Source organism: Actinokineospora spheciospongiae, from assembly GCF_003182415.1.
Classification (GTDB): Bacteria; Actinomycetota; Actinomycetes; order Mycobacteriales; family Pseudonocardiaceae; genus Actinokineospora; species Actinokineospora spheciospongiae.
Map to the genome: position 1 here is coordinate 220,262 of NZ_QHCP01000006.1, position 16,188 is coordinate 236,449.

The window sequence follows — 16,188 nt, forward strand, 5'->3', positions numbered from 1 at the left end:
TCCTGTGGGTCGGCCTCGCTGGCGTTTTGGGAGGTTGCTGTGGTGCGCGGGGTGTCGGGGCGGGTTGCTGGGGTGGGGCGGTCGGCGACGGTGTCGCTGTTCGACCTGGTGGGGGAGTTGCGGGCGGCGGGGCGGTCCGTTGTGGATGTGAGTGGGGGGCAGCCGGACTTCGCCACCGGGGAGCACGTGGTGGCGGCGGCGGTGGCGGCGCTGCACGAGGGGTTCACGCACTACACGGCCAGCCGCGGGCTGCCCGAGCTGCGCGAGTTGGTGTCGGCGAAGCTGTTGGCGGACAACGGGATCGCGGTCCCGCCCGCCGACGTCGTGATCACGCCGTCGGCCAAGCACGGGTTGTACGCGGCGCTGCTGACCCTGTTGGACCCGGGGGACGAGGTGGTGGTGCCCACGCCGAGCTGGGTCAGCTACCAGGCGATGGCGCGGCTGGTGGGTGGTGTTCCCGTCGAGGCGGAACTGAGTGGTGCCAACGGGTTCCGGTTGACCCGGGAGGTGTTGGAAGGCGCTGTGTCGGGGCGGACCAAGGCGGTTCTGGTCAACACGCCCAACAACCCGACCGGGCGGGCGCTGGACGCGGAGGAGGCGCGGGTGCTCGCCGAGTTCGCGGTGGCGCACGACCTCTACGTGGTGGCGGACGAGATCTACGAGGCGGTGCTGTTCGACGGGCGGCGGCACCTCAGCGTGGCCGCGCTGCCGGGGTGCGCCGAGCGGACGCTGACCGTGAACGGGTTCTCCAAGAGCCACGCGATGACCGGGTGGCGGCTGGGGTGGGTGGCCGGGCCGGGTGCGGTCATGGCGGAGCTGGTGAAGGTGCAGGAGCACACCGTGAGCTGCGCGGGGTCGTTCGTGCAGCGCGGCGGGATCGCGGCGCTGAGCGGGCCCGAGGAGTACGTCGCGGGGATGGTGGAGTCCTACGACCGGCGGCGGCGGGTGGTGGTCGACGGGCTCAACGCGCTGCCCGGGGTGTCCTGCGCCCTGCCGGAGGGGACCTTCTACGCGTTCGCCGACATCTCCGGCGCCGGGAAGGGCGGCTCGGTCGGGTTCGCGGAGTGGGCGCTGCGGGACGCGGGCGTCGCCGTCACCCCGGGGGTGGCGTTCGGGGCGGGCGGCGAGGGGTACGTGCGGCTGTCGTTCGCGGCGCCGGTGGACGTGGTGCACGAGGCGTTGGCGCGGTTGGCGCGGGCGCTGGGCTGAGGTTCCACGTGGAACCACACGGCGCGTGATCTGGTCCGGGCCAAAACCACCCGCCCGGGTGAGGGACTGTCCGGGCGGGTGGTGGCCGTGGTCGGTCACGCGGTGACGGTCTCCCGGCGGCTCGACGAGGAGCGGGAGAAGAACTGGTCGACGGCCCAGGCGCCCGGGCCGAGGAAGGCGATCAGCAGGAACGCCCAGCAGAACATGGCCGAGGGCTCACCGCCGTTCTCCATCGGCCACAGGCCCTCCGGGGCGTGCACGACGAAGTACGCGTACGCCATGGAGCCCGAGGCGATCAGCGCCGCCCACCTGGTGAACAGCCCCAGCAGGACCAGCGCGCCCGCCACCAACTGGATGGCCGCGGCCCACCAGCCCGGCCAGGCGGCGAACTCGGGCGTGCGACCCGCCCGGCCCAGGACGCCGAACAGCGTGGCGACGCCGTGGGCGGCGAACAGCAGACCGACGACGATCCGGAACAGGGCGAGCACATGGGGCTTGGTCCGGTCGAACAAGTCCATCTTCGCTCTCTCTCACTCGAATCAGCAGGGAGGTGTTCGGCTTCCATTGGTGGCGGGGGACCACCGACGGTGTGTATGCCTCTGCGGTGAGTGAGGTTCAAAGAGTGCTGTGGCCCACAGGGGGTCTCGATCTGGTTGACTTGCTCTCGCTATGAGACGAGCCGTGATACTTGCCGCGCCCCTGCTCGCCCTCGCGGCGTGCACCACCGACTCCGCGCCGCCGCCCGCGTCGGACGCCCCGACGACCTCGGCGACCCGGGCCGCGGCGCCGACCACGCGGGCGGAGGCGGCGCCGCCCGCCGAGCCGGAACCGGTCGCCGACGGGCCGTGCCCCTACCTGACCAGCGCCGTCGTGGCCGACGCGAACGGGCAGCACGTCACCAAGGTGCGCACCTCGGCGGACAAGCCGACCCCGGCGTGCTTCTTCTACCGCCCCGACGGCAGCGTTCAGCTCACCATCCGGGTGTACCAGGGGGAGCCCGCGGTGGCGAAGGCGCTGGTCGACCAAGCGGCGCCGATCGACACCTCCAACCCGGCGAGTTCGCCCGCGGGCTGGGAGGGCGGCTCCATCTCGGGTGAGGAGAACGCCGTCTACGCCGTCGCCAAGGGCGGTTCGGCGGTGGTGGTCGATTCCAACCAGAAGCAGACGATCAAGGCCAGGCGGATCGCCGAGGCCGCCATCGAGAACCTGGGCCTGTAGGCAGACCACTGGCCCGCAACCCCGGATCGCGGGGGTGCGGGCCAGTGGGATCTACGCCGGTCCTCGTCGGACTAGTTCTTGTCGGACCCGATCGGCTTGGTGGGCTTGCCCTGGCCGTTGGTCTCGGGCGCGCCGACCGGCTTCTCCGCCGCCTTGGGGGGCACGGGAGCCGCCGGGGCCGCTGCCGCCGCCGGAGTGGGCTTCGCCACAGGGGCGGCAGCCGTCGGGGCGGGCTTGGCGGGCGCGGGCTTGGCGGGCGTCGGCTTGGCGGGCACGACCGGCTGCTGGGCCGGGGCCTGCTGCTTGCCCTTGAGCGCCGCGGCGGCACCGGCGCCGAGCGCGGCCAGCAGGATCAGCCACGGCCAGCGGCGGCTCTTCTTGTTGGCCGGGTCCTTGGCGGCGGCGCGCGCCGCGACCTTGGCCGCCTTGATCTGCGCCTGCAACTCGCCGCGGTACTGCTTGACCTGCGGCTTGAGGTCCTTCTTGAGCTGCTTGACCTGCTTCTTCACCGGCGCGGTCGCGGCGACTGCGCTCTTGACCGTCTTGTTCTTCGCCGCGTCCTTCTGGGCCTGCTTCGCGGCCTTCGCCAGGTCCTTGCGGGTCTGCTCGGCGGTCTTGGCCAGGCGCTTGCGCGCCCTGCGGGTCGAGGCCATCGCTTCCTCCCTGGCCACCTGCGCGCTCTCCGCGAGCGCACCGGCGACCTGCTGCGGGGCGAGGCCCTTCGCGGCCAGCTTCTGCTCGGCGACGTGTGCCGCCTCGGCACCCGCCTGACCGGCGCGAACGGCGCCCTCTCGCACCGCGCGCCAGCCGGTGCCGACGGCCTTGCCGACCGTCTCTCCGGCCCGGGTCATGGCTTCACCTCGTCCATCTCGTCGATCTCGTGCTCGAACACAGTTGTCTTCCACGACGTACCCAATCCTGCCCGTTCCAGACGGATTTCGCCGAAGATGGCACGATGGCGTCGTGGCTGACAGCAACGCATCCCTCGTTGGGACGAAGGTAACCGTCACCCTGCACACCAGTGAGGGCGACATCCGGATCAACATGTTCCCGGACCAGGCTCCGAAGACCGTGTCCAACTTCGTTGGGCTGGCCGAGGGCACCAAGGACTACAGCACGGAGAACGCGAGCGGCACCAAGTCCGGTCCGTTCTACGACGGCGCGGTGTTCCACCGGGTCATCGACGGCTTCATGCTCCAGGGCGGCGACCCGACCGGCACCGGCCGCGGCGGTCCCGGCTACCAGTTCGCCGACGAGTTCCACCCGGAGCTCCAGTTCAACAAGCCCTACCTGCTGGCCATGGCCAACTCGGGCGCGAACACCAACGGCTCGCAGTTCTTCATCACCGTCGGCCCGGCGACCTGGCTGAACTTCAAGCACACCATCTTCGGCGAGGTGGCCGACCAGGGCTCGCGCACCGTGGTGGACAAGATCGGGCACGCGCCGACCGGCCCGGGCGACCGCCCGCTGACCGACGTCGTGATCAAGAACATCACCGTCGAGCGCGCCGAGGGCTGAGTGGGAAACCCGCCGCACCAACCGCAGCCCGGGGCGCAGGCGGGCCTGCCCGCCTGCGCCCGGCACCCCGACCGGCAGACCGCGCTGAGCTGCACCCGGTGCGGTCGCCCGGCCTGCCCGGAATGCCTGGTCGAGGCCTCGGTCGGCTTCCAGTGCGTCGACTGCGTGCGGGAGGGCAACCGGGGCGTCCGGCGGCCCACCACCGTCGCCGGGGCGGCGCTCGCGTCGAAGCCGGTGCTGGTGCCCGTGCTCGTCGGGCTCAACGCGGTGATGTACGCCATCACCGCGCTGCTGGCCCGCGACCCGATGTCGAACGAGAACTCCGACCTGTTCCACGCGCTGTCGGCCTACGCGCCGTCCATCGCGGCGGGGCAGTGGTGGCGGGTGGTGACGGCGGGCTTCCTGCACTTCGGCCTGCTGCACCTGGTGGTCAACATGGTGGCGCTGTGGTTCCTGCGCGATCTGGAGCTGCTGCTGGGCAAGGTGCGGTTCGGCGTCGTCTACCTGGTTTCGGTGGTCGGCGGGTCGGTGGGGACGTACCTGTTCAGCGCCCTGGGCACCGAGGGCGCGGGTGCCTCCGGGGCGATCTACGGCCTGCTCGGCGGGCTGCTGGTCGCGGTGATCCGGCTCAAGCAGGACCGGCACGCGCTGATGCAGGTCGTCGGGGTCATCGCGCTGAACCTGGCGTTCAGCGTGGCCATCCCGCAGATCTCGCTGCTGGCCCACCTCGGCGGCCTGGTCATCGGCGCGGTGCTGACCGCTGGGATGCTCTACGCGCCCGCGGCGCGGCGCACCCTGTGGCAGTCGCTCGTCGTCGCGGGGGTGCTGGTGGTGCTGGCGGTGGCCTTCGCCGTCCGCACGCCGCAGATCAACGAGCGGGTGTTCTGCCCGGAGCCCACCACCGGGGTGTGCTACCAGGTCCTGGGCTAGTCCTGGGCTAGGTCCGCAGCCGGAGCAGGGAGTCGACCACCTCGTGCGGTTCGACGCCCAGGTCGAGCTGCCCGAGCAGCACCAGGCCGGGCACCTCGGCGTTGTCCGCGTCGATCTCGACGACGCTGGACTCGCGGCCGAGCCTGCGGGTCCGCACCAGGCGGACGTTGACCTCGCGCCAGCGCCAGTGCCTGCTGCCGGTCAGCCCGCGGACGGTCACCCCTTCGTGGTCGGCGGCCAGCCGCGGGCGCGCGAGCGTGCCGAACAGCGCGGGCACGCCCAGCGCCACGGCGGCCACGGCGAGCAGCAGCGTGCCCCTCGGGTCGTCGATCAGCACCGCCAGCAGGGCGGCGACCAGGGCCGATGCCCAGGCGACACCGACGACGGCGGGGCGCGGGGACCAGTGCAGGGGGGTCACCCCTCCATGGTGCCGCATAGCTGTCCACAGGAGTTATCCACAATGGGGATGACTTACATCCGTGTGGTTCAATGACGTTGGGCCAAACGGCTCAACCCGTCCGTGCGAGGAGCGCACGACGGGGGAGTCCTGCTCCGCGGAGCGGGTGTCGGAGCGTCAGCGCCAGCGCATCGTCATGAGCAGGCCCGCGATCATCAGCGCGAAGCCGATGGCGAAGTTCCAGTTGCCCAGCTCGGCCATGAAGCCGATCTTCTCGCCCGCGATGTAGTTGACGACCAGCCAGGCGAGCCCGATCAGCATCACGCCCAGCATCACCACGACGTACACCGGGTGCGACGGGCCTGCCTGCTTCACCTTGACCGGCGTGCGCCGGTCGGTGGTGGGGGCGGTGTAGACGGCCTTCTTGCGGACCTTGGACTTGGGCATGTGTCCTCGCCTGACGTGGAGCGTTGGGTGCGGTGCGGTTCGTTCTGGCAGGTCGTTCCGGCAGGTTCGTTCAGCACAGGCGCAACTCCCGCCGGAGCAACACGTTAACGTAAACGGACAGGGCAGCGAATCACCAGTCGCCAACGATCTGACCCCGCCCGCGGGCAGGCCGTGCAGGGAGGAGCCCCGCGTGAGCACGGTGGACCACAGCGATCCCCCGGTTTCCGACACCCGCGTCGGCCCGGCGGGTGGCGGGAACCGGCGCGACCCGGTGCGCACCGCCGTGCGCGCGATCGGTGAGCTGCTGATCACCGCGGGCCTGGTGGTGCTGCTGTTCGTCGTCTACGAGGTGTACGTCACCGACATCACCTCGGCGGCCAAGCAGCGCGACGCGACCGCGGCCCTCGACCAGGAGTGGCAGCAGGGCACCCCCGAGGAGCAGCAGCAGCGCCAGGAGCACTACGACGGCCCGGAGGGCTCCGGCATCGCCAAGATGTACGTCCCCGCGTTCGGCGCCGACTACTCCTTCACCATCCTGCGGGGCACCACCGAGAAGACCCTTGAGGTCGGCCCCGGCCACTACACCGAGAGCGGCGACCCCGGCCTGCCCGGCAACTTCGCCGTCGCGGGCCACCGGGTCGGCAAGGGTGCCCCGTTCAACGACATCGACCTGCTGAACTCCTGCGACGCGATCGTGGTGGAGACGCGTTTCAGCTGGTTCGTCTACCGGGTGCTGCCCAAGGCCGACGAGGTGGCGGACTGGGCGAGCCGGGCGGCGGACCCCCGGTGCACCGGGGTCGGCCCGCTCGGCGCCCCCTACGACCGGGTCGTCGGCCAGGAGATCGTCTCGCCCACCCAGGGCTCGGTGATCCTGCCGGTGCCCAACCGCGACGACGTGACCGACAACGCGGGCGCGACCGCGTCGCTGATGACGCTGACCACCTGCCACCCCCGCTTCTCCGACCGCGAACGGCTCGTCGTGCACGCCGTGATGGTCAAGCAGTGGGCCAAGAACCCGGACAAGCCCGGCGAGACGCCGCCCGAGTTGAAGGAGACGAGCTGATGTACGGGTGGATCTGGCGGCACCTGCCCGGCCCGGTCGCCGTTCGGGCGATCACCGCGGTGCTGCTCGTGGCGGGCGTGGTCGCGCTGCTGATGTTCGTGGTGTTCCCGTGGGCGGAGCCGAAGCTGCCGTTCAACCAGGTGACCACCCAGTAGCGGTGGACGGCGGCGGTAGCTTGTGGGTATGCGCGTTCTGGTCGTCGACAACTACGACAGCTTCGTCTACAACCTGGTGCAGTACCTCGCCCAGTTGGGCGCCGAGTGCACGGTCTGGCGCAACGACGCCCCCGAGCTGTCGGCCGCCGACGCGCTGAGCGGGTTCGACGCGGTCCTGGTCAGCCCGGGGCCGAGCACGCCCGAGCGGGCCGGGCAGAGCATCGACGTGGTCAAGCGCTGCGCGCAGGCCCGGCTGCCGCTGCTCGGCGTGTGCCTCGGGCACCAGGCCATCGGTGTCGCCTGGGGCGCCACGGTCGACCGGGCGCCGGAGCTGCTGCACGGCAAGACGAGCCTGGTCGGCCACAGCGGCGCCGGGGTGCTCGCCGGGCTGCCCGACCCGTTCACCGCCACCCGTTACCACTCGCTGACCGTGCTGCCGGAGACGATCCCGGACGAGTTCGAGGTCACCGGGCGGACCGAGACCGGCATCGTGATGGCCATGCGGCACCGGGAGCTGCCGATCGAGGGCGTGCAGTTCCACCCGGAGTCGGTGCTGACCGACGGCGGTCACCGGATGCTCGCCAACTGGCTGGCGTCGGCCGGGTTCCCGGTCGCCGAGGCCACCGTGTCGGAGCTGGAGCAGGGGATGCGCAAGCTCACCGCCGCCATCTCCTCCTGAACCCGGAACGCGAAGAGGGCCGCCCCCCACCTCGGGGAGCGGCCCTCTTCGCGCGTTCGACTACCGGGTCGGGTTGGTGGAGGTACCGCCGCCACCGCCGAGCGGGGACGTGCCGATCCGGACGTTGATCGTCTCGTCCTTGGCGATCTTGTCGCCCGGCTGCTGCTCCTGCTCGGTCACCTTGCCGACCTCGCGCGGGTCGAGGGTCTCGTCGTCGACCACGTTGAACGAACCGTTCCAGCCCACCTGCTTGAGCGCGGCCTCGGCCTCGGCGCGCGTCTTGCCCACCAGGTTCGGCATGTCGACCTCGATCTTGTCGCCGTTGGAGACGCTCAGCACGATCGTCAGCCCTGGTGCGACGCTGCCGGTCTTCGGCGCCTGGTCGACGACCGTGCCCACCGGCTTGTCCGAGGACACGTCCTTGCGCTGCGGGGTCAGCCCGACCGCCTTGAGGTTCGCCGCCGCGGTGTCGTAGTCCTGGCCGACCAGGTTCGGCACGTCCACCTTGGCGGGCTGCTTGCCGATCGTCAGCCGGACCTCGCTGCCCACGCTGGCCTGCGTGCCCGCCGCCGGGCTGGTCCGCAGCACCTTGCCGTAGAGGTCCTCGTCGTCGGTCTGCTCCTCGTCGACCGTGGCCGACACGGTGAGCTTGGCCGCCTGCAGGGCGGCGGTCGCCTCCTGCTGCGACTGGCCCGCCACGTCGGGGACGGCGACCTTCTGCGGCGACTCGCCGATGCGGACGGTGATCCGCTCGCCCTTGCGCAGGTTGGCGCCCGCGGCCGGGTCGGTGCCCAGGACCTTGTCGATCCGGTCCGGGCCGCACGGGCCCGGGGTGCCCGCGTCGGTCTGCTGGCACGGCACGCCCTGGCGCACCGGCTGGAAGCCGAGCTGGTTGAGCTGGGCGAACGCCTCGGCCTCGGTCTTGCCCGCCACGTCCGGGACCGGGACGTTGTCCCCGCCGGTCTGCTTCTCGTCCCCGCTGGTCAGGAAGAACAGCAGCCCGATCAGGCCGACCACGATCAGGCCGACCAGCACGATCAGCCAGGTCTTGCGCTGCCTGCGCCGCCGCTCCTCGTCCTCGTCGGCGTAGTCGTCGTAGTCGTACTCGTCGGCCATCGACTCCGGGCGGTGGCGCCCGCGCATCTCCGGCTGCGGGCTGCGCGCGCCGAGCACGGCGGTGCGGTCCTCGTCGGTCATCACCATCGGGGCGGCGGGCCGCTGCCCGGACAGCACCCGGACGATGTCGGTGCGCATCTCCGCGGCCGACTGGTAGCGGTTCGCCGCGCCCTTCGACATCGCCTTGAGCACGATCGCGTCGAGCTGCGGGCTCACCCGGGGGTTGACCTGCGACGGCGAGCGCGGGTCCTCGCGGACGTGCTGGTAGGCCACCGCGACCGGGGAGTCACCGGTGAACGGGGGTTCGCCGGTCAGGAGTTCGAACAGCACGCAGCCGGTGGCGTACACGTCGCTGCGGGCGTCGACCGACTCGCCGCGGGCCTGCTCCGGCGACAGGTACTGGGCGGTGCCGATGACCGCCGAGGTCTGGGTGACCGCGACCTGGCCGTCGGCCACCGCGCGGGCGATGCCGAAGTCCATCACCTTGACCGCGCCGGTCTTGGTGATCATCACGTTGGCGGGCTTGACGTCGCGGTGCACGATGCCGTGCCGGTGGGAGAAGTCCAGCGCCGCGCACACGTCGGCCATGATCTCCATGGCGCGCTGGCCGGGCAGCGGTCCCTCGGTCTTGACGATGTCGCGCAGGGTCCGCCCGTCGACGAACTCCATCACGATGTAGGGCAGCGGGCCCGTGTCGATCCGGGTCTCGCCGGTGTCGTAGACGGCGACGATCGCGGGGTGGTTCAGCGCGGCGGCGTTCTGCGCCTCGCGGCGGAACCGCTCCTGGAACTGGGGGTCGCGGGCGAGGTCGGCGCGCAGGACCTTGACCGCGACCTCGCGGCTGAGCCGGACATCGCGGCCGCGGTGGACCTCGGACATGCCGCCATAGCCGATCGTCTCGCCGATCTCATAGCGGTTGGAGAGCAGTCGCGGTGTGGTCATCAGTGCGTAGTCCCGCTCCTAGTCAAGTCCTGTCCCATCAAGGTGGTGCCCGGTGCGCCGACCATCAAGGCGGTCCGTCGCGCTGCGGGTCGCAGACGATCCGCACCGAGGTCCCGACCCGCACCATCCCGGTCGGGCTGAGCGAGGTGACGAGGCAGTTCGCCGGGTCCTCCGGGGTGGTGCCCTGGCCCGCGGTGACCACCGTCGACCGCAGCCGCAGCGTGCCCAGCTCCACCACCACGTCGGCGGCGCCGCGGCCGACGTAGTCCTCGCGGACCACGTCGACGAACGGCCCACCGCCGGTCGTCGGGTTGGCGGTCGGCAGTGGCAGCCCGGGGCCGCCCGGCTCGGTGTCCTCCACCGTGGGCTCGGGGAACTCCGTCGGCTCGGGCTGCTGGGTGGTCTCGACCTCGCCGCCCCGGTCGTCGGCGTCGCGCGGGGCCTGGTCGCCGCGGAAGATCGCGGGCAGGCCGAACGCCAGCGCCGTGATCAGCGCGACCGCCAGCACCGCGATGGTGATCCACAGGCCGGTGCGCGACTCCCGCGGCGGGTGCGCGGGCGCCCCGAAGCCGCCGGACGGGCCGCCGGGCTGACCGGGGGGCGGGGTCACCGGGACCATGCCGGGGTGCGTGCCCGGGTGGGCGCCCACCCCCGGCCCGCCGTGGTGCTGCTGCTGCGCGCCCGCCATCGCCAGCCCGGACGGGGCGGGCAGCGGGCGGCCCGCGCGCACCGCGGCCACCGCGGCGGCGAACTCGCCGCCGTTGGCGTAGCGCTGCCTCGGGTCCTTGACCAGGGTCGCCTCGATCAGCGCCCGGGTGCCCGGCGGCACGTCCGGCGGCAGCGGCGGCGGCAGGTCGCGGATGTGCATCATCGCCACCGTCACCGCGTTCTCCGACAGGAACGGCCTGCGCCCGGTGAGGCACTCGTAGCCGACCACGGCCAGCGAGTAGACGTCGCTCGCCGGTTCCGCCTCGTGCCCGAGGGCCTGCTCGGGGGCGATGTAGTGCGCGGTGCCCATGACCATGCCGGAGCGGGTCACCGGGGCGGCGTCGGCGGCCTTGGCGATGCCGAAGTCGGTCAGCTTCACCACGCCGGTCGGGGTGATCAGGATGTTGCCGGGCTTGACGTCGCGGTGGACGTACCCGCGCTCGTGGGCGGCCTGCAACGCGTGCGCCGACTGCTCCAGGACGTCCAGCGTCCGGTCCGCGGCCAGCCTGCCCTCCTTGGCCAGGATCGCCGCCAGCGGGTCGCCCTCGACCAGCTCCATCACCAGGTAGGCGGTGTCCTCCGGGCCGTCGAGGACGGCCGCGGTCTCGCCGTAGTCGTGCACCCCGGCGATGCCCGGGTGGTTGATCGAGGCGGTGGTGCGCGCCTCGGTGCGGAACCGGTGCAGGAACTCGCCGTCGCCGGACAGCTCCGGCTTGAGGACCTTCACCGCGACCCGCCGGTCCAGCCGGGTGTCGGCGGCCTCCCACACCTCGCCCATGCCGCCGACCGCGATCCGGCGGGTGAGCCGGTAGCGGTCGGCGAGCAACTGGCCCGAGGTGAGCATGGTCAGCTCCCCCCGGCCAGCGCCGCGTTGATGGTCGCCCGGCCGACCGCGGCCGACAGCTTGCCGCCGGTGGCGGCCACGTCCTTGCTCTCCACCACGACGGCCACCGCGACCTTGGGGTCGTTGGCGGGGGCGAACGCCACGTACCAGGCGAACGGCGGGGTGTTCTTCGGGTCGTTGCCGGTCTCGGCGGTACCGGTCTTGGAGGCGATCACCAGGTCGCCGCGCTTGCCCGCGCCGCCGGTCTTCGCCTCGGACTCGACCATCATGTCGCGGAGCTGCTCGGCGGAGCTGCGGGACATGGCGTCGCCGAGGCTGTCGGTGTCGAAGTCGGAGATCTTCGACAGGTCCGGCGCCAGGATCGACTTCACGAGCTGCGGGCGCATCCGCTCGCCGCCGTTGGCGATGGTGGCGACGATCTCGGCGTTCTGCAGCGGCGTCAGCCGCACGTCGCGCTGCCCGATCGCGCTCTGGTAGATCGCGTTCGAGTCCGACAGCGACATGCACTCGTCCGGCTTCGGGCCGACGCAGGACTGCACCACCGGCATCGGCACGGTCAGGTTGTCCTCGCCGATGCCGAACTTCTCCGCCTGCTCCAGGAACTTCTCGTCGCCGAGGTCGTGCGCGAGCTGGGCGAAGGCGGTGTTGCACGACAGCGCCAGCGCGGTCGTCATCGACACCGAGTCCCGGTTGTTGTCGCAGAAGCCGCGGTTGTAGTTGCGCAGCTCCGACCCGCCGACCGCGATCCGGTCGGTCGAGGTGACCGGGTCGTCCTTGGTCCGGCCGTCCTCCAGCGCCGCCGCGGCCACCACCAGCTTGAACGTCGACCCCGGCGGGTAGCTTTCGGCGATCGCCCGGTTCAGCATCGGCTTGGCCGGGTTGTCCTTGTTGTAGCCGTTCCAGGCCTGCTCCTGGGCGTCGCCGTCGTGCGCCGAGAGCGGGTTCGGGTCGTAGGACGGGGTGCTGACCATGGTCAGGATCTCGCCGGTCTTCGGGTTCAGCGCCACCACCGCGCCCTTGAACCCGTTGCTCTCCATCGCCTGGTAGGCGGCGGTCTGCGCGGCCGGGTTGATGGTCAGCTCGACGTTGCCGCCGCGCGGGTCGCGACCGGTGATCAGGTCCGACAGCCTGCGCACGAACAGCCGGTCGTCGGAGCCGTTGAGGATCTCGTCCTCGGCCTTCTCCAGGCCGCCCGCGCCGTAGCGGGTCGAGTAGAAGCCGGTGACCGGGGCGTACAGCGGGCCGTTGGTGTACTGGCGCAGGTAGCGCAGGCGGTCGTTGGTGGCCTGCACCGTCGCCAGGATCTCGGGGTTGTCGCCGGAGCGGACGAGGATCTTGCCCCGCTCGCGGGAGTACTCCTCCAGCGCGATCCGCTTGTTGTTGATGTTCTTGCGGTAGTCGTCGGCCTTGAAGATCTGGATGTAGGTGACGTTGGCCAGCAGCAGGATGACCATCCCGAGCATGGCCAGGCCGACGCGGCGCAGCGGGGTGTTCACGACGGCCGCTCCACCATGACCGTGTGCGCCTCGGCGATCGGGGCCTGCGGGACCGGCCGGGGCCGGGAACCGCTCTGCGGGCGGCGGGCGGCGTCGGAGATGCGCAGCAGGAGGGCCACCAGGATGTAGTTGGCGAGCAGGGACGAGCCGCCGTAGGACAGGAACGGGGCGGTGATGCCGGTCATCGGGATCAGCTTGGTGACCCCGCCGACGACCACGAACACCTGCATGATCAGCAGGAACGACAGGCCGCCGCCGAGCAGCTTGCCGAAGGTGTCGCGGACCGCGAGCGCGCTGCGCATCCCGCGCAGCGCCAGCACCGCGTAGATCAGCAGCAGCGCGGCCAGGCCGATGAAGCCAAGCTCCTCGCCGATGGCGGCGACGATGAAGTCGGTGTTGGCCAGCGGCACCAGGTCCGGGCGGCCCGCGCCGAGGCCGGTGCCGCCGACCCCGCCGGTGCCCAGGCCGAACAGCGCCTGCGCGATCTGGTAGCCGCCGCCGATGTCGTTGTAGGTGGCCAGCGGGTCGAACCAGTTGGCCACCCGCTGCTGCACGTGGGTGAACAGCTTGTAGGCCACGAACGCGCCGCCGACGAACAGCGTGACGCCGATGCCCACCCACACGCCGCGCTCGGTGGCGACGTAGAGCATCACCAGGATCGTGCCGTAGAACAGCAGCGAGGTGCCCAGGTCCTTCTGGAAGACCAGCACGCCCAGCGACATCGCCCAGGCGAACAGGACCGGCCCCAGGTCGCGGGCGCGCGGCAGGTCGATGCCCAGCACCCGGCGGCCCGCGGCCATGAACAGGTCGCGCTTGGAGACCAGGAACGCCGCGAAGAAGACCAGCAGCAAGACCTTGGAGAACTCACCTGGCTGGATGGAGAACGGACCGACCCGCAGCCAGATCTTCGCGCCGTTGATGGTCGGGGCGATGAAGCCGGGCAGCACCGCGGGCAGCGCCAGCAGCACCAGCCCGGCCAGGCCGAAGGTGTAGCTGTACTTGGTCAGCGTGCGGTGGTCCTTGATCAGGATCAGCACCGCGAGCAGCAGCGCCAGTGCGACCGTGGTCCACAGGATCTGCTTGGGGACGTCGTTGTTGAACTCCCGGCCCGCCTGGATCGCGCGCTCGCTCAGCGCCAGGTCGATCCGGTAGATGATCACCAGCCCGAGCCCGTTGAGCACCGCCACGCAGGGCAGGATCAGCGGGTCGGCGTACGGGGCGAACCGGCGCACCGCCACGTGCGCCACGCCGAACAGGGCCAGGAAGGCCAGGCCGTACCAGACGATCCGGAAGGTGAGCGTCTGCTCCTGGTTGGCCTCCACCAGCATCAGCGCACCGGTCACCAGCGCCGCGGCGAAGCCGAGCAGCCACAGCTCGGTGCCGCGCCGCGTCGGCGTGGTGCTCTCGGCGGCCGCGCCCTGCCCGACCGCCGGACTCCCCACCGCGCCCTGGGCCGGTGATGCCATCAGCCGCCGCCCTTGTCCTCGTCGCGCGGCTGGCGGCAGGCGCCCGCCGGTGCGGGGTCGGTGGAATCGGTGGTGCTCGTGGCGCTGTCGGTCGTCGTGGTCGGGCCCACGGCTGTGGTCGTGGCGACGCCGGTGCTCGGCAGGGGGGCCGCGGGCGGGGCGCCCGGGGTCTCCGTCGGGGTCGCCTGGTCGGCCGGGTCCTCGCACAGCGGCAGCCGGTTCGTGCGGAGCTGGCTGAGCTTCTCCCTGGCGTCGGACAGGTTGTCGGCGGTGTTGCGGCCCGAGCGCACCACGTCCTGGCCGATGGAGTTCAGGTCGTCGACGTAGAGCCGGTCGCACGGCACCGGGTCTTCCGGGCCGCAGCTCCCCTGGACCTGGCTGTTCAGCGACAACCCCAGGACGCTGCCCTGGATGCCCTGGAAGATGGCGACCTCACCCGCGCCGCCCTCCCCGATGAAGTACTGCGTGTTGACCCAGTACCGGACCCCCACCGCGCCCGCGCCCAGCAGCAGCGCCACCAGCAGCAGGACCAGCAGCGCGCGCAACCGCTTGCGCTTCTTGATCTTGGGGTCCGGCGGCTCCGGCTGGGCCTGCGGCCGGGGCGCCGGGCGCGGCGCGGTGATCGCCCCCGCGCGCGACGCCGGGGAATCCGGCGGCGGCCGCTCGTCGGAACCGTTGCCCGCGGCACCGCCGACGATCGGGTTGTTGTCGCCGTAGTCGATGTCCACCACGTCGGCGATGATCACCGTGACGTTGTCCGGCCCACCGGACTTCAGCGCCAGCTCGATCATCCGGTCCGCGCACTCCTGCGGGTCCGGGATCTGGATCGCCTCGCTCAGCGTCTCGTGGCTCACCGGCCCCGACAGCCCGTCCGAGCACAGCAGGTACCGGTCGCCCGGGCGGGCCTCGCGCACGGTCAGCGTCGGCTCGACCTCGTGCCCGGTCAGCGCCTTGAGCAGCAGCGAACGCTGCGGGTGCACCGCGGCCTCGTCCTCGGTGATCCGGCCCTCGTCGATCAGCGACTGCACGAACGTGTCGTCGTGCGTGATCTGGGTGAACTGGCCGTTGCGCTGCAGGTAGACGCGCGAGTCGCCGACGTGCACCAGGCCCAGGCGGTTCCCGGCGAACAGGATCGCCGACAGCGTCGTGCCCATCCCGTCCAGGTCCGGGTCGCCCGCGACCAGCTCGGCGATGGCGCCGTTGCCCGCGAGGGTCGCCTCGCGGAGCTGCCCGAGCAGGTCGTCGCCGGGCTCGTCGTCGTCCAGCGGGGCCAGGGCGGCGATGACCACCTTGCTGGCCACCTCGCCCGCGACGTGGCCGCCCATGCCGTCGGCCAGGGAGAGCAGGCGGGGGCCCGCGTACACGGAGTCCTGGTTGTTGGAGCGCACCAGGCCCCGGTCGCTGCGGGCCGCGTAACGGAGTACCAGGGTCATGAGCGCAGCTCGATCACCGTCTTGCCGATGCGGATCGGGACGCCTAGCGGCACCCGGAGGGGTTGGGTGACCTTAGCCCGGTCCAGGTACGTCCCGTTCGTCGAGCCCAGATCTTCCACGTACCAGTCCGTTCCGCGCAGCGACAGCCGGGCGTGCCGGGTCGAGGCGTAGTCGTCGTCGAGCACCAGCGTCGAGTCGTCCGCCCTGCCCATCATGATCGGCCGCCCGTCCAGGGTGATCCGGGTGCCCTGCAGGGCCCCGTGCGTCACCACCAGTTGCCTGGGCGCCTTCCCGCGCACTTTCTTCTCCGACGACCTGCGGAACCCGGGCACCGCCACGCGGAGCCCGGACGCGGCGTACAGGTCCGACCGGACCACCCGCAGCGCGGCAAGCACAAAGAGCCAGAGCAGGGCAAGGAACCCCGCTCTGGTCAACTGCATGACCAACTCTGGCACTTGTTGTTGCCGCTCCCGCTTCTCACCGGCAGGTCCGCTCGCGCCGGACCCACCCCACCGGACCAGATCCAGCACGAGGACTGCCCGGGCCCACGAACCCCCGGACAGCCCC

At 71.7% G+C, this 16,188-nt stretch carries 17 protein-coding genes; 7 read left to right on the top strand and 10 right to left on the bottom strand.

What is annotated here, in order from left to right; translation table 11 throughout:
* The first annotated feature begins 42 nt into the window (after positions 1 to 42).
* Complete coding sequence (locus DFQ13_RS18425) at positions 43 to 1,209, top strand: pyridoxal phosphate-dependent aminotransferase (RefSeq protein ID WP_181400038.1); 1,167 nt, start codon at positions 43 to 45, stop codon at positions 1,207 to 1,209.
* 95 nt (positions 1,210 to 1,304) lie between these two features.
* Here the strand turns inward: DFQ13_RS18425 and DFQ13_RS18430 are convergent, their stop codons facing one another.
* Complete coding sequence (locus tag DFQ13_RS18430) at positions 1,305 to 1,727, bottom strand: DoxX family protein (protein WP_110080692.1); 423 nt, start codon at positions 1,725 to 1,727, stop codon at positions 1,305 to 1,307.
* Positions 1,728 to 1,878: 151 nt separating this feature from the next.
* Between DFQ13_RS18430 and DFQ13_RS18435 the strand changes: the two genes are divergently transcribed.
* Positions 1,879 to 2,427 carry a DUF2020 domain-containing protein gene (locus DFQ13_RS18435; RefSeq protein WP_110080693.1) on the top strand — a complete coding sequence of 183 codons (549 nt, stop codon included), beginning with the start codon at positions 1,879 to 1,881 and terminating at the stop codon, positions 2,425 to 2,427.
* Positions 2,428 to 2,498: 71 nt separating this feature from the next.
* Here DFQ13_RS18435 and DFQ13_RS33175 read toward each other — a convergent pair whose 3' ends face one another.
* Positions 2,499 to 3,278, bottom strand: a complete 780-nt coding sequence (locus DFQ13_RS33175) for a hypothetical protein (protein ID WP_146241270.1) — start codon at positions 3,276 to 3,278, stop codon at positions 2,499 to 2,501.
* A gap of 112 nt (positions 3,279 to 3,390) precedes the next feature.
* Between DFQ13_RS33175 and DFQ13_RS18445 the strand changes: the two genes are divergently transcribed.
* Complete coding sequence (locus DFQ13_RS18445; protein ID WP_035289784.1) at positions 3,391 to 3,945, top strand: peptidylprolyl isomerase; 555 nt, start codon at positions 3,391 to 3,393, stop codon at positions 3,943 to 3,945.
* Positions 3,946 to 4,875, top strand: coding sequence for a rhomboid family intramembrane serine protease (locus tag DFQ13_RS18450; RefSeq protein ID WP_110080695.1), 930 nt, complete (start codon positions 3,946 to 3,948; stop codon positions 4,873 to 4,875).
* A gap of 7 nt (positions 4,876 to 4,882) precedes the next feature.
* On the opposite strand, the gene DFQ13_RS18455 is transcribed toward DFQ13_RS18450, so the two are convergent.
* Together DFQ13_RS18455 and crgA are read right to left on the bottom strand one after the other, a co-directional pair.
* Complete coding sequence (locus tag DFQ13_RS18455) at positions 4,883 to 5,293, bottom strand: PH domain-containing protein (RefSeq protein WP_233438474.1); 411 nt, start codon at positions 5,291 to 5,293, stop codon at positions 4,883 to 4,885.
* Positions 5,294 to 5,449: 156 nt separating this feature from the next.
* On the bottom strand, positions 5,450 to 5,719 hold the full coding sequence (gene crgA, locus DFQ13_RS18460) for a cell division protein CrgA (RefSeq protein WP_035289778.1): 270 nt from the start codon (positions 5,717 to 5,719) through the stop codon (positions 5,450 to 5,452).
* Positions 5,720 to 5,909: 190 nt separating this feature from the next.
* On the opposite strand from crgA, the gene DFQ13_RS18465 reads away from it, so the two are divergent.
* From DFQ13_RS18465 to DFQ13_RS18470, 3 genes are read left to right on the top strand one after another with little or no spacing between them, the layout of a single operon-like run.
* The gene (locus tag DFQ13_RS18465; protein WP_233438475.1) at positions 5,910 to 6,782 is read left to right on the top strand and encodes a class E sortase; all 873 of its coding nucleotides are present in this window, start codon (positions 5,910 to 5,912) and stop codon (positions 6,780 to 6,782) included.
* A complete protein-coding gene (locus DFQ13_RS33925; RefSeq protein ID WP_181400039.1) occupies positions 6,782 to 6,937 on the top strand; it encodes a hypothetical protein in 156 nt (51 codons plus the stop codon). The genes DFQ13_RS18465 and DFQ13_RS33925 overlap by 1 nt, the downstream gene beginning before the upstream one ends.
* A 28-nt stretch (positions 6,938 to 6,965) precedes the next feature.
* Positions 6,966 to 7,616 (top strand): aminodeoxychorismate/anthranilate synthase component II, encoded by a 651-nt coding sequence (locus DFQ13_RS18470; protein ID WP_110080698.1) that lies wholly within the window; start codon positions 6,966 to 6,968, stop codon positions 7,614 to 7,616.
* 60 nt (positions 7,617 to 7,676) lie between these two features.
* On the opposite strand, the gene pknB is transcribed toward DFQ13_RS18470, so the two are convergent.
* The 6 genes from pknB to DFQ13_RS18500 form a co-directional block, all read right to left on the bottom strand.
* Positions 7,677 to 9,674, bottom strand: coding sequence for a Stk1 family PASTA domain-containing Ser/Thr kinase (pknB, locus tag DFQ13_RS18475; RefSeq protein ID WP_052022038.1), 1,998 nt, complete (start codon positions 9,672 to 9,674; stop codon positions 7,677 to 7,679).
* A 64-nt stretch (positions 9,675 to 9,738) separates the two neighbouring features.
* The gene (locus tag DFQ13_RS18480) at positions 9,739 to 11,226 is read right to left on the bottom strand and encodes a serine/threonine-protein kinase (RefSeq protein ID WP_110080699.1); all 1,488 of its coding nucleotides are present in this window, start codon (positions 11,224 to 11,226) and stop codon (positions 9,739 to 9,741) included.
* A 2-nt stretch (positions 11,227 to 11,228) separates the two neighbouring features.
* Complete coding sequence (locus DFQ13_RS18485; protein ID WP_035289767.1) at positions 11,229 to 12,722, bottom strand: peptidoglycan D,D-transpeptidase FtsI family protein; 1,494 nt, start codon at positions 12,720 to 12,722, stop codon at positions 11,229 to 11,231.
* Positions 12,719 to 14,188: an FtsW/RodA/SpoVE family cell cycle protein gene (locus DFQ13_RS18490; RefSeq protein WP_035289764.1), complete on the bottom strand. Its 1,470-nt coding sequence runs from the start codon at positions 14,186 to 14,188 to the stop codon at positions 12,719 to 12,721. The genes DFQ13_RS18485 and DFQ13_RS18490 overlap by 4 nt, the downstream gene beginning before the upstream one ends.
* Positions 14,188 to 15,621: a PP2C family protein-serine/threonine phosphatase gene (locus tag DFQ13_RS18495; RefSeq protein WP_110080700.1), complete on the bottom strand. Its 1,434-nt coding sequence runs from the start codon at positions 15,619 to 15,621 to the stop codon at positions 14,188 to 14,190. The genes DFQ13_RS18490 and DFQ13_RS18495 overlap by 1 nt, the downstream gene beginning before the upstream one ends.
* Positions 15,618 to 16,076 (bottom strand): FHA domain-containing protein FhaB/FipA, encoded by a 459-nt coding sequence (locus DFQ13_RS18500; RefSeq protein WP_035289761.1) that lies wholly within the window; start codon positions 16,074 to 16,076, stop codon positions 15,618 to 15,620. Before DFQ13_RS18500 ends, DFQ13_RS18495 begins: the two co-directional genes overlap by 4 nt.
* Between the last annotated feature and the right edge of the window lie 112 nt (positions 16,077 to 16,188).